Source organism: Leptospiraceae bacterium (genome assembly GCA_024233835.1).
In the GTDB taxonomy this organism is placed as follows: Bacteria; Spirochaetota; Leptospiria; order Leptospirales; family Leptospiraceae; genus JACKPC01.
On sequence record JACKPC010000003.1, the window covers coordinates 517,558 to 538,673 of the forward strand.

21 protein-coding genes are annotated in these 21,116 nt (G+C 36.2%); 13 read left to right on the top strand and 8 right to left on the bottom strand.

Features of this window, described 5'->3' with window-relative positions; translation table 11 throughout:
- Positions 1 to 16: 16 nt before the first annotated feature.
- The 5 genes from H7A25_16625 to H7A25_16645 form a co-directional block, all read right to left on the bottom strand.
- A complete protein-coding gene (locus H7A25_16625; protein MCP5501529.1) occupies positions 17 to 1,042 on the bottom strand; it encodes a methyl-accepting chemotaxis protein in 1,026 nt (341 codons plus the stop codon).
- A 12-nt stretch (positions 1,043 to 1,054) separates the two neighbouring features.
- A complete protein-coding gene (locus tag H7A25_16630; GenBank protein ID MCP5501530.1) occupies positions 1,055 to 1,813 on the bottom strand; it encodes a ParA family protein in 759 nt (252 codons plus the stop codon).
- 27 nt (positions 1,814 to 1,840) lie between these two features.
- Entirely contained in the window at positions 1,841 to 3,292 is a 1,452-nt protein-coding gene (locus tag H7A25_16635; GenBank protein MCP5501531.1) for a chemotaxis protein CheW, read from the bottom strand.
- Positions 3,293 to 3,412: 120 nt separating this feature from the next.
- Entirely contained in the window at positions 3,413 to 4,018 is a 606-nt protein-coding gene (locus H7A25_16640) for a methyltransferase domain-containing protein (GenBank protein MCP5501532.1), read from the bottom strand.
- 67 nt (positions 4,019 to 4,085) lie between these two features.
- Entirely contained in the window at positions 4,086 to 5,348 is a 1,263-nt protein-coding gene (locus H7A25_16645; protein MCP5501533.1) for a hypothetical protein, read from the bottom strand.
- A 333-nt stretch (positions 5,349 to 5,681) separates the two neighbouring features.
- Here H7A25_16645 and H7A25_16650 point away from each other — a divergent pair, with 333 nt between their 5' ends.
- The gene (locus H7A25_16650) at positions 5,682 to 7,289 is read left to right on the top strand and encodes a carbohydrate ABC transporter substrate-binding protein (protein ID MCP5501534.1); all 1,608 of its coding nucleotides are present in this window, start codon (positions 5,682 to 5,684) and stop codon (positions 7,287 to 7,289) included.
- Positions 7,289 to 9,595 carry a cache domain-containing protein gene (locus H7A25_16655; GenBank protein ID MCP5501535.1) on the top strand — a complete coding sequence of 769 codons (2,307 nt, stop codon included), beginning with the start codon at positions 7,289 to 7,291 and terminating at the stop codon, positions 9,593 to 9,595. Before H7A25_16650 ends, H7A25_16655 begins: the two co-directional genes overlap by 1 nt.
- Before the next feature lie 54 nt (positions 9,596 to 9,649).
- On the opposite strand, the gene H7A25_16660 is transcribed toward H7A25_16655, so the two are convergent.
- Positions 9,650 to 10,999 (bottom strand): adenylate/guanylate cyclase domain-containing protein, encoded by a 1,350-nt coding sequence (locus H7A25_16660; protein MCP5501536.1) that lies wholly within the window; start codon positions 10,997 to 10,999, stop codon positions 9,650 to 9,652.
- 155 nt (positions 11,000 to 11,154) lie between these two features.
- Here H7A25_16660 and H7A25_16665 point away from each other — a divergent pair, with 155 nt between their 5' ends.
- Genes H7A25_16665 through H7A25_16675 form a run of 3 tightly spaced genes read left to right on the top strand, consistent with a single transcriptional unit; the run spans position 11,155 to position 15,081 of the window.
- Positions 11,155 to 12,678, top strand: coding sequence for an OmpA family protein (locus H7A25_16665; protein ID MCP5501537.1), 1,524 nt, complete (start codon positions 11,155 to 11,157; stop codon positions 12,676 to 12,678).
- Positions 12,678 to 13,685, top strand: a complete 1,008-nt coding sequence (locus H7A25_16670; protein MCP5501538.1) for a hypothetical protein — start codon at positions 12,678 to 12,680, stop codon at positions 13,683 to 13,685. Before H7A25_16665 ends, H7A25_16670 begins: the two co-directional genes overlap by 1 nt.
- 10 nt (positions 13,686 to 13,695) lie before the next feature.
- Positions 13,696 to 15,081, top strand: coding sequence for a hypothetical protein (locus H7A25_16675; protein ID MCP5501539.1), 1,386 nt, complete (start codon positions 13,696 to 13,698; stop codon positions 15,079 to 15,081).
- A 309-nt stretch (positions 15,082 to 15,390) separates the two neighbouring features.
- Here H7A25_16675 and H7A25_16680 read toward each other — a convergent pair whose 3' ends face one another.
- Positions 15,391 to 15,780 (bottom strand): DUF1398 domain-containing protein, encoded by a 390-nt coding sequence (locus H7A25_16680; protein MCP5501540.1) that lies wholly within the window; start codon positions 15,778 to 15,780, stop codon positions 15,391 to 15,393.
- Positions 15,781 to 16,277: 497 nt separating this feature from the next.
- Positions 16,278 to 16,868 carry a DUF416 family protein gene (locus H7A25_16685; protein MCP5501541.1) on the bottom strand — a complete coding sequence of 197 codons (591 nt, stop codon included), beginning with the start codon at positions 16,866 to 16,868 and terminating at the stop codon, positions 16,278 to 16,280.
- Between the two features lie 1,073 nt (positions 16,869 to 17,941).
- Here H7A25_16685 and H7A25_16690 point away from each other — a divergent pair.
- From H7A25_16690 to H7A25_16725, 8 genes are all read left to right on the top strand, one after another.
- Entirely contained in the window at positions 17,942 to 18,076 is a 135-nt protein-coding gene (locus H7A25_16690; GenBank protein MCP5501542.1) for a hypothetical protein, read from the top strand.
- Positions 18,077 to 18,222: 146 nt separating this feature from the next.
- Entirely contained in the window at positions 18,223 to 18,612 is a 390-nt protein-coding gene (locus H7A25_16695; GenBank protein ID MCP5501543.1) for a hypothetical protein, read from the top strand.
- Positions 18,613 to 18,622: 10 nt separating this feature from the next.
- Positions 18,623 to 18,760, top strand: a complete 138-nt coding sequence (locus H7A25_16700; protein ID MCP5501544.1) for a hypothetical protein — start codon at positions 18,623 to 18,625, stop codon at positions 18,758 to 18,760.
- A gap of 787 nt (positions 18,761 to 19,547) precedes the next feature.
- Complete coding sequence (locus H7A25_16705) at positions 19,548 to 19,685, top strand: hypothetical protein (protein ID MCP5501545.1); 138 nt, start codon at positions 19,548 to 19,550, stop codon at positions 19,683 to 19,685.
- A complete protein-coding gene (locus H7A25_16710) occupies positions 19,675 to 19,863 on the top strand; it encodes a hypothetical protein (protein ID MCP5501546.1) in 189 nt (62 codons plus the stop codon). Before H7A25_16705 ends, H7A25_16710 begins: the two co-directional genes overlap by 11 nt.
- 108 nt (positions 19,864 to 19,971) lie before the next feature.
- A complete protein-coding gene (locus tag H7A25_16715; protein ID MCP5501547.1) occupies positions 19,972 to 20,232 on the top strand; it encodes a hypothetical protein in 261 nt (86 codons plus the stop codon).
- 289 nt (positions 20,233 to 20,521) lie between these two features.
- Positions 20,522 to 20,656 carry a hypothetical protein gene (locus H7A25_16720; GenBank protein MCP5501548.1) on the top strand — a complete coding sequence of 45 codons (135 nt, stop codon included), beginning with the start codon at positions 20,522 to 20,524 and terminating at the stop codon, positions 20,654 to 20,656.
- A gap of 11 nt (positions 20,657 to 20,667) precedes the next feature.
- Positions 20,668 to 20,850: a hypothetical protein gene (locus tag H7A25_16725; protein ID MCP5501549.1), complete on the top strand. Its 183-nt coding sequence runs from the start codon at positions 20,668 to 20,670 to the stop codon at positions 20,848 to 20,850.
- Positions 20,851 to 21,116 lie beyond the last annotated feature (266 nt).

Below are 21,116 nucleotides of genomic sequence, written 5' to 3' on the forward strand. Positions count from 1 at the left end.
CTTTTGAATCTCAAGTTTAGTCTGATTTTTCCGCAATTCTAAGAACATCTTCGGATATTTTTTTAAGACTCTCCAAGTCTTTCTTTCCTTTTTCAGTCAAAGCACTGAGCTTTTGAACAGTATTTTCCTGTAGATAGAAGGCTGAATCTCTCGTTTTCTGGATTGAATCTTCAAAGTTCTGGAGCTCCTTTAGTGATTTCTTTATCATTTCCTTTAGGTAGGATAAGGCGTAACCCATATTATTGAGATATTCCATTCTGAACGAAATTTGATTCAGGGTTTCTGAGGCCTCTATCTGAAATGATTGAATTTTCGTAATGAATGTCTGGAGCTGAGAAGAAGACTCTTTAGAAAAATCTTTCAATTCTCTCGCGATGGCCAGTACACTTTCTTTGCCGGGTTCTTCAATTCGACTGGCTTCAATGATGGTATTCAGAGAAAGAACATTTATTTGAGAATTAATCTCTGAAATGAATTTTTCTATACGATTCAACTCCAGAAGTCTTTCTTTAAATAAGTTTAACTTTTCCCTGGAATCAGAACCGGAAGTCGAAGCATCCGGTACTTCTATACTTTCTCTGCTTTCTTCCAGAATCTCGGTTAAATTATGAAGGCTGCTTACTGCTCGATTGGCTTCTTCTAAAAGCTTCTCGGAGGTTTCTTTGGACCTGGTTTCAACAGTCTCTAATGACTGCATTTCTGATTCTAAACCGGCTTTGTGTTCAACTAAAAAGGATTGGACTTCTTCCAGGGTTTCATTCTTTTCCTGAGAGGTTTTTTGAAAGGCATCCAATATGGAATTTATTCCATTTGCCAGTTCCTTCCATTTTCCTTCGTATTGTTCTTTATTAAATCTTAGAGAGAATTCACCTAACCTGGCTCTTCCTACAATTTTTCGAAATTCAATATCAAAAGCAGCATTTTTATCTGTAGCTTCTTTAACTTCCTCTTTCTTGGGCTTTTGAATAGGTCGTTCAATTCCCGGAATATCAAGAGAAATATCAAAAGGATTATTACCAATAGTCAGTCTGTTTTGTTCCATCTATTTCTCCAATCACCTATCCAAAATTTCATCAGCAAGGGCACTGAAGTCTTCTGCACCCATGCTTTTACTATCATATTGAAAGATTGTCTTTGCAAATGAGGGACATTCAGCAAGCTTAATATCTTCCCGAATATAGGTCTGATAAACCAGACTTCCAAATTTCTCTATTAACAAATCTAAAATTTCAAGGGTATGCTTTACTTTCGCATCTACTCTCGAAGGAAGGACACCGGAGATATGCAGGTTTGGGTTTAATTTAACTTTCACTGTTTTTATTGTTTCTAAAAGGCTAATAACACCATTCAAAACCAGATAATTGGCTGCAATCGGGATGAGAAGTTCATCAGCAGCTGCGAGTGCATTAAGAGTAACAAGGTTTAGGCCCGGAGCGCAGTCAAAAAAGATAAAATCATAGCGGCTCTCTTCTAACTCTTTCAATCGAGTTTTTAAAACATTGCCTCTGGATGCCGATTGTTTCGTGTCTTTATTGTTTCTTTCTTTAATGCTAATATTGGGAATGAGAAACAAATTTTCTGTTTCTGTAGGGATCGTAATTCTGTCGACAAGACCGGGTTCGGCATCCTGAGAGAAAAGGCTTTCTCCTTTTTGAATTCGCTTTTGTCCGAACCAGATAGAAGCTGAACCCTGCGGGTCGAGGTCTATGAGTAAGACTTTTTTCCCCTTTTCTGCCAGTGCTGCTCCTAAATTTACAGCTGATGTTGTTTTACAACTTCCGCCTTTATGGTTATTTATAATAAATTTTCTCATTTCTCTGTCCAGATGTAAGTTCTCAATCTATATACCCAATAAAAGGGTATCCTTTTCTTTTATAGTGGATTTCCCCAGAATGGAAAAATGATTGCTTTCGGGGGCTGAATTTGAATCCACTTTTGCGACCTGATACTCTTCTGTAGTTCCCAGAATATTATCGGCGATAATTCCTTTTAAGCTCTCATCTTTATGAAAAACTATTACATATCCCTCAGAACCTTTTTCTTTTTGAGGTGAAAAAATGGTTTCCGGAAGAGGAACCAGGCCTATTTCTTTCCCACGAATTTCGATAAGGGGAGGGTTTGCCTCAAGATGCAATATATCTGAATGAATCTTTTGAACCAATTGTATTATTCCCGTATGAATAGCAAAGTGTTTTCCTTCCGTTTCAAATAGTAAAAGACTTTCCAATTCTTGATTTGTTTTTTCTTTCGATGTTGTCTGATAGATTTCCGGTTTTTTGATTTCTGAACCATATGTTTCAATGAACTCGGGATTAATTACAAAAACAATATTTCCACCCGGAGTCGTGGATGCCCCGGTAAAAAGACTCAGGCCCTCTAAGACTTTTCCGGGAGCTTTTACAACGAGATAGTCAATATCCAGGATTTTTTCCGGTATAAGGGCCAATTCTTTACCTGCATAATTTAGGAGGACCAGATTAATAGAAGTTTCATTTTGCAAGAGTTCATCAGTAGTATTTTGCGGATTTCCACTTAATATTTCTTCCAGGCTGAAGAGGGGATAGTCTTTTTGGTGGTGTAAGAACCTTGCATTTCCGGGAAAGGAGTTAATCCATTTTTCTTTTTTTCCCTGGTGAAAGAGAAGAATTTCAGTGGTATTCTTCAGGGGAATTGCATAAATATTTTTTCCGGATTGAAGAACAAGAGCTTCCGTTACGCTGAAATTGGAAGGAGAAATATTAACTTTTTTTAATTTTTTTAGTATCTGGTTGGAAAGGCTACCCAGAAAGTTTAGGTTTCTCTGGAATTCATTTTCCTCAATTGTATTTTTGTATTTAAAAATTTCATTTTTAACCAGGGCCAATTCACAAACCAGATCGGCAATTTGTTGGAGTTGGGATTCTTCCGGATGAGGTGAGTTCTCGAATTCTGTTTCTTTTTCAAAATGACTGTGTCCCGTTTCCAGGCTTGTCTGGGCCTCTTCTCCCGTTTCTTCCAAAAGAGCCAGACTTTCTGAAACATGTTCTATATAGGAATTTAGCAGTTTGATACCTTCGGATAAATCTCCGGAACCGTTTTGAATCTCACGTGTTTTATTTTTTGCATTACCTGTGAGTTCTTCGAGGGATTTTAGGCCGTAAAGGCTACTGGTTCCCTGGATTATATGCAAAATTTTATAAACGGTAGCCATAGGTTGGACGGGTTCCTGCCCTGTTTCAAGAGCCTGAACATTTTTCCTGATCCGTTCCAGATCGCTCCGAGTTTGTTGAATGAAGTTTTTAAGTATTTCCATACAGTTTTTTAGGACTTGAAGTTTCCTTTATGGATTTATTAAGACACTTCCCTCTTTCCTTGAAAAGTTTATTTTAAGGATACTTGGCCTATAAAATTTTGCAAGAGGATTTAGGATTCTTTAAACTTTTCTTGAAAGGAATTGTACAACCGAGGCTTTTCCCCTGTGATGGGTTCCTTCCTGCAATTCTCTTTCTTTTTTTTCGAGGTGAAGAATTTCATAATCCAGAAAAGTCCTGTTTAATTCTTCAACAGTAAGCATCAAAGCCGGATCAGGAGGACCTCCGCTGTTGTATCCTTTCTTTCTTTGATCAGGGTGAAACCACTCTGCCAGAAAGAAGCCTCCGGTTTTTAGGATAGATTTAACTTTATTATAAAAAAAGGTTCGTTCTTCTTTGGGTAGATGGAAAAACGTGCAAAGGATTACATCAAATTTTTTTTCAAAAGGATATGTCAGGAAATCTGCCTCTATACCTGTAATCAAGAGGTTTTTTTCTTCGGCCAGTTTATTAAGTTTGGAAATCCCCTTTCCGGAAATATCGATAGCGGTTACTTTCATGCCATAATCTGCGAGATAACAGGCATTACGACCCTCTCCACAGGCAATTTCCAGTAACTCAGCATTTTTTGGAAAAACTTTGAATTTTTCTTTTATATAATCATTTACCTCGGTTCCGTAAATGTAGGTTTCGGAATCATAGACTTTATCCCAAAATTCATGGCTCATACATCCATTTTATCGGTTTGTGCAAAAAAGCAAGCGAACTTTCGAAAGTTCACCTGCTTTAGCTGAATTAAAATTTGAGGCTATATCCGAAAGCAACTCTGTAGTAATGTTTAACTACTTTTTGCTGCTGGTATTTTTCGGTAAGGGCAATTTTTAACCTTTCCTTTTCTGCGTCACCATTTAGACCGGAATTTGCAACGATGTTATCAATTTCCTTAAGTGCAACTCGGTTATTGATTCCGTGAACTTTGGAAGGATCGGTAGTTAAGCCGTCATTTTTATTAACGTCTTTGTATACGCCTAAATCAGAACCGTTATCATAAAGTCTAACATCAGGTCTGTACATATCTGTAAAAGATAGGAAGAAGTTTTTAAATTCAAATTTAACACCGGGTGAAATATCAGAAACACCGTGTCTTCTATCACTGCTATTATTCTTTAATTGATAACCTGAAGATACAGAAGGAGTAATTTTAAAATCAGACTCATTAAAAAAGGTATGACTGATGTCAAACCTGTGATTACTGGTAGAGTTATTCCCTCCACCGGCTTCTGATGTGAAACGATAATAAGCTGTATAAGAAGGATTTAGAAACTCTAATACTCTGGGTTTCCATCCAACAACTAATTCTCCGAGAGTAATAGGTGTTATATTATTATTATTGGCAAAATAAAAACCTGTAGTGACATTTCCAATTTTCGTATTCCAATTATAGAGAATTAATGTATCAAAGATATCTTTTAATCCATTATTCTCTTTTCTTTGTCTGGCTATACTCGCATTCGACCAGTTTAAATTTCCTTCATATTTTCCATTGATGATGGATTTGACCATATCATCGGTGTAATCAGTCTTATCTCCGGCCGCTACCTGATAATAATAGTCATTATCTCTGCGTGAGCGGTGAGCGGTTGGCATGTACATGTTCATGCTGATCTTTAGGTTTTCTATAGGTGTCGTAAAGGAAAGACCGGAAACGAGGTTCCAGGCATCATAGAAACTTTTATAAGGCTGGTTATTTCTCTGGCTTAATCGTTCACCGTATACACTGTATCCCCGAAAAGGAACATCATTCCACATAAATTGTACAAATGTGAAAGAATAGTCTTTGCTGGAAGGAGCTAATTTTTCATTATTTAAACTCTCAATGTTTGATTTGTTAATGCTAATTATGTAACCTTCCTGGCTTCTGGCAATTACATAATCATCACTATTTTTTTCTATTGAAACACCTTCTATCTTTTTTCCTGATTTTAAAACAATTGTATCAGAAAATAAGGGAGTGAAACCTAATGTAAGAAAAAATGTAAGGAGAATTTTTGTTTTCATAAATCCTATATCTTTGTTCATAAATTTGCTGAGAAAAAAGTATATTAGAAAAGTAAACTATTCTATTTATTTCTCGATCTATTGCTATTTAATTAAATCAAAAAAAGGAAAAGGATTTTTTTTGATTTCTCGAAAAAAATGTATTTACCCCCCAAGACTTAAATGAGAGATAAAGAACTGACTTAATAATAGATAGAGGGTTTCATGTATCAGAAATGGTATACTTTACTGGTGGTTTTTTTGGGATTTATAGGTATAACTTTATTTTCTGCCTGTAATCGAAAAGTAGATGAAAAGGTAAACTTTCAGCCAAAGGATAAATTTGATGAAGAAATCCTGAAATGGTCTGAGATTTTTTCACCTTCCAGCTTATCAAGGCAACAAAAAATTGAGGAATTACTCTGGTTTAAAAATGCCAGTGCGGAGTTTCGTGGAGAAAGTATTAAAACTACCGCAGAAAATATTGAAACTCATTATTGGGAAAGCCGGGTTCTGGCCAGGGCTTTTGAGGATATAACAGGGATTCATGTGGAGCATGAAATCATTGGTGAGGGGGATGTGGTTACCCGTATCATGGATCAGATTGAAAACAATAAGATTCTTTATGATGCCTATGTAAACGACGCAGATATGGTTGGAACTCACTTAAGAACCAAAGGTGTGGTAATCTTAAGTGATTATATGAAAGAAGAGGGGAAAAAATACACAAATCCAAATTTAGATTTAGATGATTTTTTAAACCTCGAATTCGGTCAGGATTACGATGGAAACCAGTTGCAACTTCCCGACCAGCAGTTTGCTAACCTTTATTGGTTTCGCTATGACTGGTTTTCCCGCAAAGACATTCAAGATAAATTTCGTGAAAAATATAAATATGAACTGGGAGTTCCTCTTAACTGGGCTGCCTATGAGGATATAGCCGAATTTTTTACAAATACAGAAATTGATGGAAAGAAAGTTTACGGGCACCTTGACTACGGAAAACCTTCTGCTTCATTGGGCTGGCGTTTTACGGATGCCTGGCTTTCCATTGCCGGTGTGGGGGATAAGGGTTTGCCGAATGGTCTACCTGTAGACGAGTGGGGAATTCGTGTGGAGAATAAAATCCCGGTAGGTTCCTCTGTGGAAAGAGGAGGGGCCATCAATGCTCCTGCGGCAGTTTATGCTCTCACCAAATATATCGAGTGGGTAAAAAAGTATGCGCCTCCCGAAGCTTTAAACTGGGAGTGGGTAGATGCCGGTCCAAAAGCTTCGGAAGGAAATATCGCACAAAGAGTTTTTCAGTATATTACCTGGTTATCGGATTCCAGGTTTCATAGTGCGGACAGCCCCGTTTGTGATAAATACGGTAAACCCAAGTGGAGAGTGGCTCCTACGCCGAGGGGAAGATACTGGGATGATGGTATGAAAGTGGGATACCAGGATGCAGGAAGTTGGACAATTCCGAAAAACATTACCGGAAAGAGAAGGGCTATGGCCTGGCTCTGGGCTCAGTTTACCGTTTCTAAAACAGTAGATTTAAAAAAGTTTTTGGTAGGTGGAACTCCTATTCGTAAATCTACTATCTTTCATGATTACCTGACGGAGAGAAAAGACGAATATGGTGGCTTAATTGAATTTTATCGTTCTTCTGAAAGAAAGAAATGGACGGATAGCGGTCCTAACGTTCCCTACTACTCCGGCCTTTCTGCCCTCTGGTGGAAGAATATTGCAAAAGCCATCACCGGCGAAGTAACACCTCAGCAGGCTCTGGATAAATTGGCGGAAGAACAGGATGCCTTAATGGGTTCTCTGAAGATGCAGGCGTATTCACCTATATTAAACCCCAAAAAGGGACGTGAATACTGGTTGGCGCAACCGGGCTCACCCAAACCGGAACGACCGAGGGAAACTCCTAAAACAGTTAAATACGAAGAACTTATAAAAGGTTGGACCAAATAATGAGTGAGAAGGGAAATTTATATAAAAATAAGGGATTCTGGCATAAGGTGAGTCGGCTTTCGATTCGAAAGAAGATGAATTTTGTAGGTCTCTTAGTGGTGGGAATTTTTGCGCTTATTCTCTTTTTAAGAGTCCTCCCTCTATTAGAAAAAGGTAAATTAGAAGAGCGAAGAGGAAAACTGAGGGCGGTTGTGAACTCGGTTACTTCTTTGATGGATTATTATGAAAGAAGTATAAGAAGTAGGGCCTGGGAGAATGATCCTTCTATGCCTAAAACCATTGAAGAAGCTAAGAAGCTGGTAATAAAAAATATTCGGCAGATGCGCTATGATAAGACGGAATACTTTTTCATCATGGATGGAAAAGGAAATATGGTTATGCATCCGCTTAAGCCGGAATTAGAAGGTAAAAACCTGATGGATAAAAAAGATCCGGATGGTAACCTGATATTTCGAGAGATGGTGCTGAATTCTCAAAGAGACTCAGAAGCATTCGTGAGCTATGTCTGGCAGTCAAAATATAGTCCGATTATCTTTGAACCCCAGACTACCTATGCAAGGTATTTCTGGGCCTGGGACTGGGTAGTTTGTTCGGGAGTTTACACACAGGACATTTTGGATTCTATGAAAGAGATCAACTACCTATCGGCGGGCTATATTGTGGCTACCTCGGCTTTGACAGTAGTTTTACTTTTTGGATTCGTATACTTTAATCTTACCAAACCTCTAACCCGACTTTTAATGGCCATCGAGGAAATCAGTAAGAACAACCTGGATTATAAGGTTCAACCTTTCTTTGATGATGAACTCGGACACATTTCTGAACAGTTTAATGAAATGGTTCAGCACAGGAAACGATCTCAGGAAGAATTAACCCAGTTAAACGCTTCCCTTGAGGACAAGGTCATTCAGAGGACTTCCGAATTGAGTGATTCCTTAAAACAGGTAAACGCATTAAAGGTTCAACAGGACGGAGACTACTTTTTAACTGCCCTTTTAGTGAAACCATTACAGTCGGAACAGAACGAGTCAAAGCGGATTGTAACAAAATCTCATATAGAACAATACAAACAATTTGTTTTTAGAAAATGGAAAAACGAAATCGGTGGAGATATTTGCATCACAGATAATATTGTATTGAATGGAAGAGATTACGTTTTCTTTGTAAATGCGGATGCTATGGGAAAATCTATTCAGGGAGCCGGAGGAGTCTTATTATTTGGTGCTTCGGTAAAAGCCCATCTTATACAGACAAAGGCGGGTAAGACTTTTACTGCTTTGCCGGAACTCTGGTTAAAAAACCTTTACCTGGATTTGAACCAGCTTTTCAAAACCTTTGATGGTTCTATGCTAATTTCTGCTGCAATAGGTTTGATTGATGAGCTTACCGGTGTGATGTACTATCTGAATGCAGAGCACCCCTGGCCTGTATTGTATAGAGATGGAGTGGCTTCCTTTTTGGAAGATAACCTGTCTTTAAGGAAAGTAGGAACGCCCGGAGAGCATAAAATTGATCTTGGAATTCAAACATTTAAACTGGGGAAAGGAGATAGGGTCATATTAGGTTCAGACGGTCGCGATGATATTATGATTAAAGATGCATCGGGAAAGGAAGAGATGAACTATGATGAAACCCTTTTCTTAAAAACAGTAGAAAAGTCAGGTGGAGATTTACAGAACATTATTGAGAATATAAGAAATACCGGAAGGATAAAGGATGACCTTTCCCTACTGGTTATTGATTACAATGCCAGTGATTTTAAGCTTCACAACGAAATGAAAAGTGATGAATCATCTGAATACTATAAAGCCCTGGAAAAGTATAATGAGAAAAAATATGATGAATCTCTCAGTATATTGAGGAAAACTTTTAATGGAAAGCCTTTCTATTCTGAAGTATATAATCTCTTCTTGAATATTTATACGGCACAAAAAGATTATTTAAGAAAATCTAATATTCTTATGAATTATTTCTCCCTGGCACCGAATGATTCTTCTGTGATAACGGATATTGTCATATCCTTGAAGAGTTGCGGTCAATATGATTTAGCAGCAGATTATGGTGAAGCTTTGAGGCTGAGAAATCCTTATGATATTAATACTTTGATATTACTCTCGGAAATCTACAGAACAAAGGGCTTACACTATGTAGCTTTACGAAGACTTGAGGATGCGCTAAAAATAAGTCCGGAAAATCCGGATGTTGTATCGCATATAAGTGCTATCCAGAATGAAATTGAAAAGAATCTCAGCAAAAAAGATAAGGAAATTGAAACTCAGGAAGTCAATATCAGTTTCGAATATTAGATATACTGAATTCTTTAGGAAATTACCTGGAAGGGGAACTTTGTTTCCCCTTTTTTATCCAATTTTTTTATAATTATCCCAGAAAATTGCATTCGGTATAATGCCTTCTTTATCTTCGGAGAATTCAGGTTTTAAGCGGTTTAAGAAATACATACTGAGTTCTCCCTTGTTTTTGGCATACACCTTTCCGCGAAACTCGATTTCAAAAAAGTCCTTTACCAGTAAATACGTGGATTCTGAAATATTGATTTTATCCGGTAAGCCGGAAGATTCCATGCGGGAAGCAATATTTACTGTATCCCCCCAGATGTCATAAATGAATTTTTTCTTTCCCACCACGCCAGCCATGATCGGTCCCGAATTGATTCCTATTCTGATTTTCCATTCGAGGTGATTTTCATTTTCCTGGTTTTTGCTGTTGATATAATGACGGATCTTTAAAGCAGCTAAAGAACAATCAATTGGATTTTGTGTATTTCTTAAAGGAATGCCGCCTGCATACATATAACTGTCACCGATAGTTTTTAGCTTTTCCAGTTTGAGTTCTCCGATAATCCTATCAAACTCAGTAAAGAAATTATCCAACTCTTTTACCAGCTCGTCCGGTTTTAACTTCTCAGCAATTTTAGTAAAATCCACGAAATCAGTGAATACAATAGTGGTCAGGTTGTAATGTATGGGTTTTACATAACCATTTTCCTTTAATTCCTGGGCAATCGCACCGGGAAGGATATTTAAAAGCAGGTTATCAATTTTCTCTTTATCTTTTTTCGTCTCCTCTTTCTGAATCTCAATTTGTTTGGACTTTTTCCAGCTTCTGTACCGGGTTCTATTTAAAATTTGTAAAAAAACTCCAAGGACTAAGACAGTAATCGTCAGATCTTGTAGGCTATACTTATAATTTAATGGGAGTTTTTGGAAGTCAACACCCGTGGAAAGAAAAGAAATAAGAAAAGAGATAATCGATAGGGCAAGGATTCCCAGAGAAGCTGAAATGGGAATAGGAGTCATTAGAAGTAGCATCAGGCAAAATAAATAGCCCCCAATATAATTAGGAGAAGCTCCGGATAATCCTGTAATAATTCCTACAGCGAGTTCAAGATATATACCCAGAAATATGAGGGTAAACATGGCTTTATTTTTAAAAACACTGAAATGAAGAAAGATGGCAAAAAAACCGCAAAGGCTGAGTCCGTAGCGTAAGTAGATTATCCAGACCTGATTCGGAACGAGTTGAGAATCTACCGGAATGTAGGGGAGCCAGGCAAAAAGATAGATTAAACCGGCAGGAAGAATGATCTTATTGGATTGGAAGTGTAGTTCCTCAAGAAAAGTATCGGGGTATCCATCCCGGCTTTTAAAAAATAAGAGGGAACTTATGGTTTCTCGAATCCTGTGTAGCATCGAGAGAAATGTATAGGGGAGAAATAAATTTACAACTGTTTTTTTTATGGATATATACAGGAAAGTTATTTCTGTTAGGGAAACAGTGAGAGTTCGTTTGTTCCCTAAAAAATTTCTTCTTTTCAGAATTCTGTCTCATTAGATAATAGTGCATTATGGCAAAGTCTTATTACAGGATAATAGATGGAATCAAATACGACAGAGGGCTTTTAGATGAAGCAGAAAAGTTCCAGTCGGAAAATCCTCAGAAGAAGATTACCGTTCAAAAGGCGAAGGAGTTTATAGAAAGCGCCGGAGATGGTAATATTGTAACGGAGGTAGAAAAAGCGAGTCTTGCCTATATCGCAGAACACTACCCGGTCAGTCCGCAGGCAAAAATCCTGCTTTTAGAAGCTTCCAAAGCCGACAAAGAGAAACCTAAGGCCAAAGCAGCTAAAAAGAAGGCAGGAGCGAAAAAGAAAGCGGCTAAGAAAAAAGAAAAAACCTCTTCTACATCTCCAAAATTAGTTCCTGTAGACTTTCCTTCTGCTGTGAAGGAAGAGCCTGATTCTGATTTTTCAACAGAAGAACCGGAAGATAGACTTCCTCCTCCTGCTGAAGAGCCAAAAACTGAGGTTTTAAAAGCTGAGAACCTCGAACAGGAAATGAAAGTTTCTGAAGCAGAAAAGAAAATGGAGGATCTATTTCCTTCTTTTTCGGATAGATTAAGAAAGATAGAAGAAGATAGGGAAGTAACCCGCTCTAAGCCGGAACCTCTCTTTAAGGCTCCTCCTAAAGAAGTTGTGAAAGAACCTGTAGAACCACCTGTAACCCGAAAAACAGAGCTTCCTCCTACAGCTCCGAGAACTCCGATTATTCAGAAAGAAGAAGAAAAAGAAGAAAAGAAGAGCGGTTTATTACGTTTAATAATTCTTGGTCTGATAGTCTTACTTATCCTTTTCTTTCTATATCGAGCCTGTAATAATAATGATCCCGATCCGACTAAGAACACTAGTCCGGATACACCTAAAGATAAACAGACCCTGAATGAAAGCAAAGATCCGCTTATTACCGATGAGCCTCTCAAAAGTCCTGAGGATAAGAAATCGGAAATACCGGAAGGCGGAGATACCGTGCCGGGTAAGAAGGTAGAACCGGAGAAAAAGGATTCTGAACCTGAGAAGAAAGTAGTAAATAAAACGGAAGAACCACCGCTACTAAAAGAAGAAAAGAAGGACAGTTCGGAAAAACCCTTAGAGAATAAAGAAGAGAAGAAAACCGCAGAGAAAACTTTTGAACCGGAAGAAAAAGAGACTAAACCTGAAACAAACCAACCGGAGTCTCTTGAAGTTTATTCCAAAGAAAAAATTGAAAAGACAAAGCTTCGTTTTGCGAGAAATAGCAATTGGTATACTTCTGATTCTCTCCCGGCTTTGAGAGGCATTGCCGAATACCTGAAGACAAATCCGGAAGCTAAAATCCGAATCACCGGTCATACCTGTAACCGTGGAAGCAGGAAGTTGAACCGTAAAATATCCAGATACCGGGCAAGCTCGATAGCCTATTTTTTGAAGAAACAGGGAATTGCAGGTTCTCAGATAGAAATAGTAGGCAAGGGGGAATCTTCTCCTATCGCCAGTAACAAAACCAAAAAAGGAAGGGAAAGAAACCGGAGGGTCGAGTTTAAAATCCTGAACTGATGAACTATCGGGTTTTACTTTTAGCTGATGTCCACGGCTTACCGGTCGGTAATGAAAACCTGGAGCAGGAATGGGAATCCCGTGATAGTGTAGAGTTTCTTGCCGATACAATTCGGCAAGTGGGGATGGAATGTATAATCCTTGAACCTCTGCGCTCCAGGACCGATGTCTTAAAAAAGCTTCAGGAGTATCTGCCCCAAAAAGCAGAAACTATTTTATTTAACCTTGTAGAGGGCTTCTCCTCTCCGTCCCGTGAGTCCTATGTCCCGGCCCTGGCGGAATTTTTGGGCTTTCCTTTCACGGGTTCTACGGCCTATGCACAATCGGTTTCCCTCGATAAGCACCTTACAAAGCTTCTGGCAAAGGAGCTAAATATTTTAACCGCCGATTCAGAATATTTAAATTCTATCCCTCAGGAAGTTTCTCTTACCTATCCGGTTTTTTTAAAGCCGGTATACGAAGGTTCGAGTCTTGGGGTCACAGAACAATCGAGAGTGAGAAATTTTGAAGAACTGAAGAAAAACTTGATTCCGATGCTAAAAACTTTTGGAGAAGTTCTGGCTGAAACGTTTATTCGGGGAGAGGATTATACAGTTGGTGTATTTGGTAATCCGGATGAGTATCGTACAACAAAGGTTGCGAGGCTTGTCTATCCCGGAAAGGTGTATTCCTGTGATATAAAGTCCAAGGCTGAGATGCCTGAAAAATTAGTCTTTGACACAGAAGATAATTTAGAGAAACTTATACAGAAAGAGTCAGTAAAAATTTGTAGAAGGCTAAAAGTTCGAGGTTATGCTCGCCTCGATTTTATGGTGGATCCATTTAAGTCCTGCTATTTCTTGGAAATAAATCTTACTCCGGGTCTATCTTATAGGTATAGTTCTCTACCTATCTGTTATAAAGAAACCTTCGGTTCTTATCGAGATATGGTGAATGAGATTTTGCATTTGGCTTTAGAGTCTTATTCTTCTCAGACCTTAAGTTATGGAACCTACGAAATAAATTAAGGAATTACTTATGAAACTTCAAATCTTCAGTATATACTTTATGTTTCTCTTTACTTTTTTGTTTTATCCCATACAGGCTAAAGATAGCAAAGAACAAATTCTTCATGAAGCTATCATACGGGAAAGTTCCTTATCGAGAAAGAAAACTCTCGGTGAAAAGTTGGGGAATCTCAAAACTCCTGAAGCTGCCGATGTGACTATAAAATTATTATCTGATACTTCGTATTGGAATCGGGAAGCCGGGGTTTCTGCCTGTATGGTTCTCAAGATGGAAAAGACAGACAACCTGCTTATACAAAAGATGTTAAGTGATCACATGATTAAATCGAGTATACAGACTATAGTTTCTAAAGAACCAAATCGTTATCTTTTGTATATGATTGAGAATTATAAGGATAGCTATAGGAAAAAAGATAGAGAAGAACTGATTCAATTGATAGCTAAAACCAAACATAAATATGCAAAAGATTTTCTATTAAAGCTAATAGAAAAAGCAGGTTCTCCGGATAGAAGTGTGGCTCTCACCTATTTAGGTAAATATTTTTCTAAAGAAAGCTATTCTTTTATACGACAGCAAATTAACGAAAAAGAATTGAGACTCAGTGTGCTTTCTTATTTAATCGAATTTGATAACAAAAAAGACTATCCGATTTTTACCGATATATTAAAGAATTCTAATTCTCCTGTAGAAGAAAAAATTATTTCATTGAAAGCTTTGGAACACTGGGGAACTCAAGAAGAAAAATATTCGGAGTATGTGAAGGTTTTAGAAGCAGAAGAGGAAAGTCTGAAAATTGGAGCTATGCAGATATTCAAAGACCTGAGAAATACCAGGATACAATTGCTTCTCTGTAAGCAGATGAAAATTGCCAGAAAACAATCTACCAGGGTCATTGCAGCGAAAACTCTTATGGAGTTCCGGGATAAGAGTATCGTTCCCTATCTTATACTCGGTTTAAAAGAAAAATACAGCAGGCAGAAATCTGGTTCTATTTTAGGAAACCTTTTTATGAATATGATTACTCTTGGTTTTGCTGGTACATTTAAAGAGCTTTCTTATCAGATGGATGAAAATAAATTTAGCAAGCATAAAGAGAAGCTTTCTCTAAAATTAAAAGAACTTACCGGGAGAGATTACGGAACTTCTTATCGAAACTGGAAAGATTGGGCTATTTATTCGGGCTATACGGTTGATGGAAATAATATTATACAAATCTTATATTCTGCTTATCCGAAAGAACGGGCAAAAGCCATAGAAAATGCAATTCTTCTTTTAGGTTATAAAACAAAGTATAAGTTTCTTGATAAATATGGAAAAATCGGAGAATTAGAGACTATTAAAATTCTTACAGAAGAACTGATAGAAAAAGGATACCTACAGGACGAAGATTATTAAAAAGCTGTTTATGAAATATTATCAGTAAATACTCGGCGATGAAAAGTTCTTTTGTAAGCATCCGGTAAACCCCTCCCTCAAATTTTTCTGCCTGCAAAATCCCGGGGAGTCCAATCTGCCGGATTGAAATCCGGATTATGGATGATTTCATGAAAGAGGGCCTCAAGATATTTCTGGGGTTCAAGACCGCAAAGAGCCGCATTGATTACAAGAGTATAAAAACCCGCACTTTACAATAGGCTGTACAACCTTCGCCAAACCGCTGTTAGCCGTTCGTTGTTTATTATTTTTGCTGGTCAATGTCCTTAATTATTCTGGTATTTTTTCCACCAAAATTTCTTTCCCAATTTTATCATAGTAAATACAAGTCATTTTATCAAGACTAACAGCCCATTTCTCAATTCCAGCTTCAGCACAGTCTTTACAAAAAGTGAAATAGTCTGTTTTCCCTTGTTGGTGTAATTTAAGTTGAATTATAAAATTTTCCTTGTTAATCTTCTCTGAAATCAATAGTTTATCATACTTAGCTTTTGATTTAACACTGAAATTATTATCACCAAAATACACTGTGTGGCTATCTACAACCCAAGTTTCAAAACCCTTCACACCCAATTTTTTAATTTCTTGAATGTATTTTGGAAAGTCTCCACCTGATTTAACTTTCTCATGTGCCTGCTCAATTTGTTCTACTGTAAACATTTTGTTCCTCCTCTAATCATTGGTTGAATTATATACTTAATGCTATTTCTCAGAACCAATTCCCTTTTTATAGATTTTCAATAACTACTTCTCACTTTTTCAGACCAAATTGTTTCCTATTATAATACTTCCTTTAGTACTATCATATATTAATAATATCTAAAATACTACCTAACATTTCAAAGCTGGCGTGAACTTTGCTACGGGTTCCCGAGCCTGTCGAGGAATGCGAAGTTCCTGATAGATTTACTATTACTAATATTATAATCGTATTCAAAATATAAAATTAATTGTGCTTTTATTACGTTTTGATCTTTAGTAACAATAGTGCTTTCTATTTTAATAATATCATCAGATATTAACCGATAAATAGTTATATTATTGCTATACTGAAATGAGTTTATTGTAAAGTTATTTCGTAACTTTAAAAATTTATCTATCACAATTTCATATGCTTTCTGTTTGAGGACTGTTTCTTGGTATATCACTATAAAATCTCAACATTTTAAAAGGGGAGCATTCATACTTTTTTCAATATACAATTTATAACTGATCTTCTTATCAGTCAATTCATCAAGTAAGTTTAATTGGTATTCTATTTCTTTTTGAATCAATTCATCTTTTGCCAAATATGCTTCCAATTCTTTTATTGAAAGATCATGGCTTAGATTATCTCCTTTTTGGATAAATAGTTCTAAAGAACCAAAGGCAATTTCGGAACAGCTTTCTATATGAGAAGAATCTTTATCTTTAACAAAAGAAAAACAGTCATAAAGCAGACTATAACAATCTAATGCCAGCGAGGCTTCTAAATAACCGGAAAAATCATCCATATCTGGTGTGACATCTTCAATAAAATTATCAATAAGTTCGAGTTCTTCCAGTTCATAGCTTTCCTGTCTGGCAATATTCTTTAAGAGGTCTATACCGTTTAATAAAATCATGGGATTACCCCACCGTTCTGCAATATAGAAGGTAAAGTAATTTGGTAGAAACCTTTCTGTTATCATGACTCCAAAAGCAAGCTGATTATACGTTGAAAGTTTGGATATTTTCTCTTTAATCTGTTGTTTTACCATTTTATCCATTATGAATCTTGCCTTTTCTTGGACTTCTTTCCTGAGAAAATTGTCCAGGATTTAATTCCACGTTTTTTAATTTCCACCTCACAATCAAGACAAATCAGACGGCTGGCTCCAATATCTGTTATGACGATATTTTTCTCATCAGCTTCTGCAATTATTTTTCCGGTGATTCTGAAAAAAATAGTGATATTATCTTAAAAGCTTATTCCTGCGTAAATACTTATATTATTTGAATATTCTTCTCCTTTTAAAAATACATTATAATTATTAATGTAATCTAAAATATCCGTGTTCCTATGAGTATATATAAAAATTTCGCTCAACACGGTTTTTGTTTTTTCAGCAAATGTATTGGAAGAAAACAAAAGGAATGTAATAAAAAAATACTTACTATTTTATTAATATTAAAAAACGCCTTCTAAGCAATAAAGTGCATAGTATATATTCGATTACTATAAATTGATCCTTACTTCCCGTCGGTTCGGATATGCTCGATAAAACAAAATATATCCTCCACTTTAACATCTTAATAACATTCCCTATAAAAGGACAACAAAAAAAGGAAAGGCAAAAATAGAAAATTGCTTCATAGGATACTATGTAAAAATAATGTATATATATTATGGATGAAACTAAGAATTTGCAGGAAAAGTTAGTATCGAGTCTTCTAAAGGCACTTTTGAGCGAACTACGTTTTGTTTCTAATCAATAAATTCGCTTCTTCTTGGAGAAAATCGTATTTTTCCCTCATCTCAGGAATTCCTTATTTTAAGAAATTTTGTCACTAAAGAATCGGGTTTTTTACTACTCTCTCCAAAAAACATTCTATTCACACTCCAAAAATTAGCCCTTTATACCTCCAATTTACAGAAAGCTTACAACTACAGTATACCTTTCAGGTTCACAGGCGATCGAGAATAGGTACCGGATTAGCTGCCGGTATACGTAATTATAGGCTTTTTCGCCTACCTGTACGTATACTGGATAGTATAGCGGGTAGTATACTGACCTTTTACCACGTTGCCCTAAGAAAAATCGGAAACAATATCAGCGGTGGAAGCCTCCCGGCAAATGTTATGGACGTATCAGCAAATCTCAAAATCGGTAATTCGCCAACCGAATACTTCCACGGTAAAATGGATGAAATTCGCATCTACAGCCGTGCATTATCAGACACCGAAATCGGACTATTACATACCGCTTCGGATTGAAAAATGGATAAGCTGTAAGAAGGGAAGTCAAGGGCTTTAGAAGCCGGAGTATTGCGAACTGAGAGAAATTATCTTGACATTGTTTAAGTATTTTTCTATTCTTGGTAGATTCGGGAAGAATAAATCTTTATATTGGAGATTTTATCATGGCAATGGTCTTAAAAATTGCAGAACTGAAAAAGAATAAGAAAGACAGGTATGACGCAGATCTTGAATTATCAGAGGGAGAATTAATCCTCACAGATTATTTGGATACATTATTACATGATTATAAGACCGAGTTATTAGCATTTGAAGATGAAATAGAAATTAAATACCAGAGTATCTTCAAAGATAAAATTGATATATTATCTGATAGCATCAAAAGTGAACTTGAAAAAGCATTTGTAAACTATCAAAAATCTGAAATCCCGGAAGAACAAAAAGAAAGCTTCCTTAAAATCAAAAATCTGGCAAAGCTTCAAAATTTTATAATTAATTACTATAGATTATTATTACAAAAACAGGATAAAGAGCTTCAGTTAGTTATTATTTAGGGTTGAAAAAATGGAAAATAAAAAAGGAATAAAACTGGAGGCTATAGAACTTATCATCGGTGGAATGATGCAAGATCAGACAGATGGAAAAATAGAACATATCAGGGAAACAACAACTTTTTTCAAAAGCAGAAGCAATATGGAATAATTATACAATAGAATGTAATAAAAAGCATATCCAAACATTGTATCTGAGTAATCAGGATGTATATACACTGAAAGAAAAACTAAAATTAAAAGATGTTAATATTTACGTTATTATAAAATAACAAAACTCTTCGATAAGCTACTCTCTTAAGGTGATGCGGGTGGTGTAGTTCGGCATAGCTCACCAACCGTAGCGAAGCGTATCGAACCATAAGCATCACCTTAAGAGAAAAAAGATGCGATATGTCCACTGGCTGAGCGATTGCTGAAGTACCTTTCTAACAGAAAAGCTATTGACAATAAAAATTGAAAGAGATAAAATATTATAAAAGGAGGAAATTATGCCTTTCTGGTTTATCATTTGTGGGGTGTTTGTAGTGTCTATAGGCTTAACATTTATGGCTAAAGGATTATCCGGTATGATAGCTGAAAATCTAAAGAAGAAGTTAGAGTCTAAATGACTTCCAATGATTTTTTGTTTTTTCTTGGTTCTCTTATGGTTGGCTGTGTAGTTGCATTATTTCTCACTCATAAAGACTATCGTTATTTAGCAGAACCTTTTATGATTGTTTTGACTGTCTCTAGTTTTTTGATGGGTGTTGTATCTTTACTTAAGAATAGAAAATAGACATTTTTATAATCGAAGACTGCCCTTCGATACAACTCACTGCAAGCTCAGTGTCCGCAATTGTACCGAAACCTCCGGGCTTTAGAAGCCGGAGGGAAAATTTTATGATTGATAAAATTACTTTTCTCACTATACTATGATTGATAATGGAGAATGAAATATGTTATACGATTATTATATATATTTTGTTGGTTTAATCGGGCTTATTAGCCTGGCTTACCTTCTTTATGGGGTAATTTTACGAATGATTGAGCGTGAGGTAAGGAAGCAGGTCAAGAAGATAAAACATGAAAGATAAATTGATAGATAAGATTCTTTTTATTCTAATTTTAGTTTTTATCGGTCTCTTGATTCAACTTCTAACTCTTTACAGAGATTTTAAACCTTATGTAGATATATGGATACAGGTGGTAGCATTTGTAGCATCAATTCTGGCTATTATTGATTATATAAAAAGAAGTAATCGAAAAGATTGAAGCCAAGGGCTGTAGAAGCCGGAGAGCCGGAGGATCGTATAGAAGTATCAATGTTTTTACAAAAAAGATTTGTGTTTATTTGTGATATAGAATTACATAGAAATTATTATGGAACAGGCGATTATAATTAAAGGGATAGTAAAAGATACAAGAAATATTACTTTAGAAGAAGAAATTAACATTCCAAATGGTCAAAAAGTGGAAATAATTATCAAGACCTCTGTTGAAAAAGATTCTTTTGAACCTGCAAATAATATCTTAGAAGAAGTGATACATATTTTTGAACAATATAAAGATATATATCCTTATCGAGAAATAACAGATCCGGTAGAATGGCAAAAAAATATTCGGAGCGAATGGGAAAGATGAAAATATTGCTGTATACTAATATAATAATATATTTATCAAATCAAACTTCCCGATGCAATTATAGCAGCGACAGCATTAGAGGAAGGTTATGTGTTAATGACTAAAAATATCTCTGATTTTAGAAATATTGAAGGTCTTTCTATTATCAACCCTGTTTTATAATCGTATTACTATATAAGATTATTTATTCGTATTAAGTATTGAAATAGAATCCTTAAACACATACCACCACATAGCCCTAAGAAAAATCGGAAACAACATCAGCGGTGGAAGCCTCACGGCAAATGTTATGGACGTATCAGCAAATCTGAAAATCGGTAATTCGCCAACCGAATACTTCCACGGCAAAATAGATGAAATTCGCATCTACAGCCGTGCATTATCAGACACCGAAATCGGATTATTACACACCGCATCGGATTAAAAAGTGGTATTATGTTGAGATATAGCTTTATAGAGAGGTTCGATATGGTCGCTGACTGCACTTCGATACAGGCTGTCGCCTTACTCAGTGTCCGCTGTGGAGTGTTTGTAGTATATATAGGCTTAACATTTATGGCTAAAGGATTATCCGGTATGATAGCTGAAAATCTAAAGAAGAAGTTCGAATCTAAATGACTTCCAATGATTTTTTGTTTTTCTTGGTTCTCTTATGGTTGGCTGTGTAGTTGCATTATTTCTCACTCATAAAGATTATCGTTATTTAGCAGAACCTTAAGAGAAATACGGAGTTTTAGTATCGAAGGGTCTGGGCTTTGTTGTATAATGGTACGATGGCTGCCCTTTAATACAAACCTTAATATCCATAATATAATAATTTTTGTAAACCTATTCCTATTTCAATTTTTTTCTTGCCTCAGAATAAAAAACGAGAAACATTAGTT

What these genes read in the sequence shown, in the direction of transcription:
- H7A25_16625 (MCP5501529.1), bottom strand. Translation starts at nt 1,042, where the DNA reads ATGGAACAAAACAGACTGACTATTGGTAATAATCCTTTTGATATTTCT.
- H7A25_16630 (MCP5501530.1), bottom strand. Translation starts at nt 1,813, where the DNA reads ATGAGAAAATTTATTATAAATAACCATAAAGGCGGAAGTTGTAAAACA.
- H7A25_16635 (MCP5501531.1), bottom strand. Translation starts at nt 3,292, where the DNA reads ATGGAAATACTTAAAAACTTCATTCAACAAACTCGGAGCGATCTGGAA.
- H7A25_16640 (MCP5501532.1), bottom strand. Translation starts at nt 4,018, where the DNA reads ATGAGCCATGAATTTTGGGATAAAGTCTATGATTCCGAAACCTACATT.
- H7A25_16645 (MCP5501533.1), bottom strand. Translation starts at nt 5,348, where the DNA reads ATGAAAACAAAAATTCTCCTTACATTTTTTCTTACATTAGGTTTCACT.
- H7A25_16655 (MCP5501535.1), top strand. Translation starts at nt 7,289, where the DNA reads ATGAGTGAGAAGGGAAATTTATATAAAAATAAGGGATTCTGGCATAAG.
- H7A25_16660 (MCP5501536.1), bottom strand. Translation starts at nt 10,999, where the DNA reads ATGCTACACAGGATTCGAGAAACCATAAGTTCCCTCTTATTTTTTAAA.
- H7A25_16665 (MCP5501537.1), top strand. Translation starts at nt 11,155, where the DNA reads ATGGCAAAGTCTTATTACAGGATAATAGATGGAATCAAATACGACAGA.
- H7A25_16670 (MCP5501538.1), top strand. Translation starts at nt 12,678, where the DNA reads ATGAACTATCGGGTTTTACTTTTAGCTGATGTCCACGGCTTACCGGTC.
- H7A25_16675 (MCP5501539.1), top strand. Translation starts at nt 13,696, where the DNA reads ATGAAACTTCAAATCTTCAGTATATACTTTATGTTTCTCTTTACTTTT.
- H7A25_16680 (MCP5501540.1), bottom strand. Translation starts at nt 15,780, where the DNA reads ATGTTTACAGTAGAACAAATTGAGCAGGCACATGAGAAAGTTAAATCA.
- H7A25_16685 (MCP5501541.1), bottom strand. Translation starts at nt 16,868, where the DNA reads ATGGATAAAATGGTAAAACAACAGATTAAAGAGAAAATATCCAAACTT.
- H7A25_16690 (MCP5501542.1), top strand. Translation starts at nt 17,942, where the DNA reads ATGGACGTATCAGCAAATCTCAAAATCGGTAATTCGCCAACCGAATAC.
- H7A25_16695 (MCP5501543.1), top strand. Translation starts at nt 18,223, where the DNA reads ATGGCAATGGTCTTAAAAATTGCAGAACTGAAAAAGAATAAGAAAGAC.
- H7A25_16700 (MCP5501544.1), top strand. Translation starts at nt 18,623, where the DNA reads ATGGAAAATAAAAAAGGAATAAAACTGGAGGCTATAGAACTTATCATC.
- H7A25_16705 (MCP5501545.1), top strand. Translation starts at nt 19,548, where the DNA reads ATGTTATACGATTATTATATATATTTTGTTGGTTTAATCGGGCTTATT.
- H7A25_16710 (MCP5501546.1), top strand. Translation starts at nt 19,675, where the DNA reads ATGAAAGATAAATTGATAGATAAGATTCTTTTTATTCTAATTTTAGTT.
- H7A25_16715 (MCP5501547.1), top strand. Translation starts at nt 19,972, where the DNA reads ATGGAACAGGCGATTATAATTAAAGGGATAGTAAAAGATACAAGAAAT.
- H7A25_16720 (MCP5501548.1), top strand. Translation starts at nt 20,522, where the DNA reads ATGGACGTATCAGCAAATCTGAAAATCGGTAATTCGCCAACCGAATAC.
- H7A25_16725 (MCP5501549.1), top strand. Translation starts at nt 20,668, where the DNA reads ATGTTGAGATATAGCTTTATAGAGAGGTTCGATATGGTCGCTGACTGC.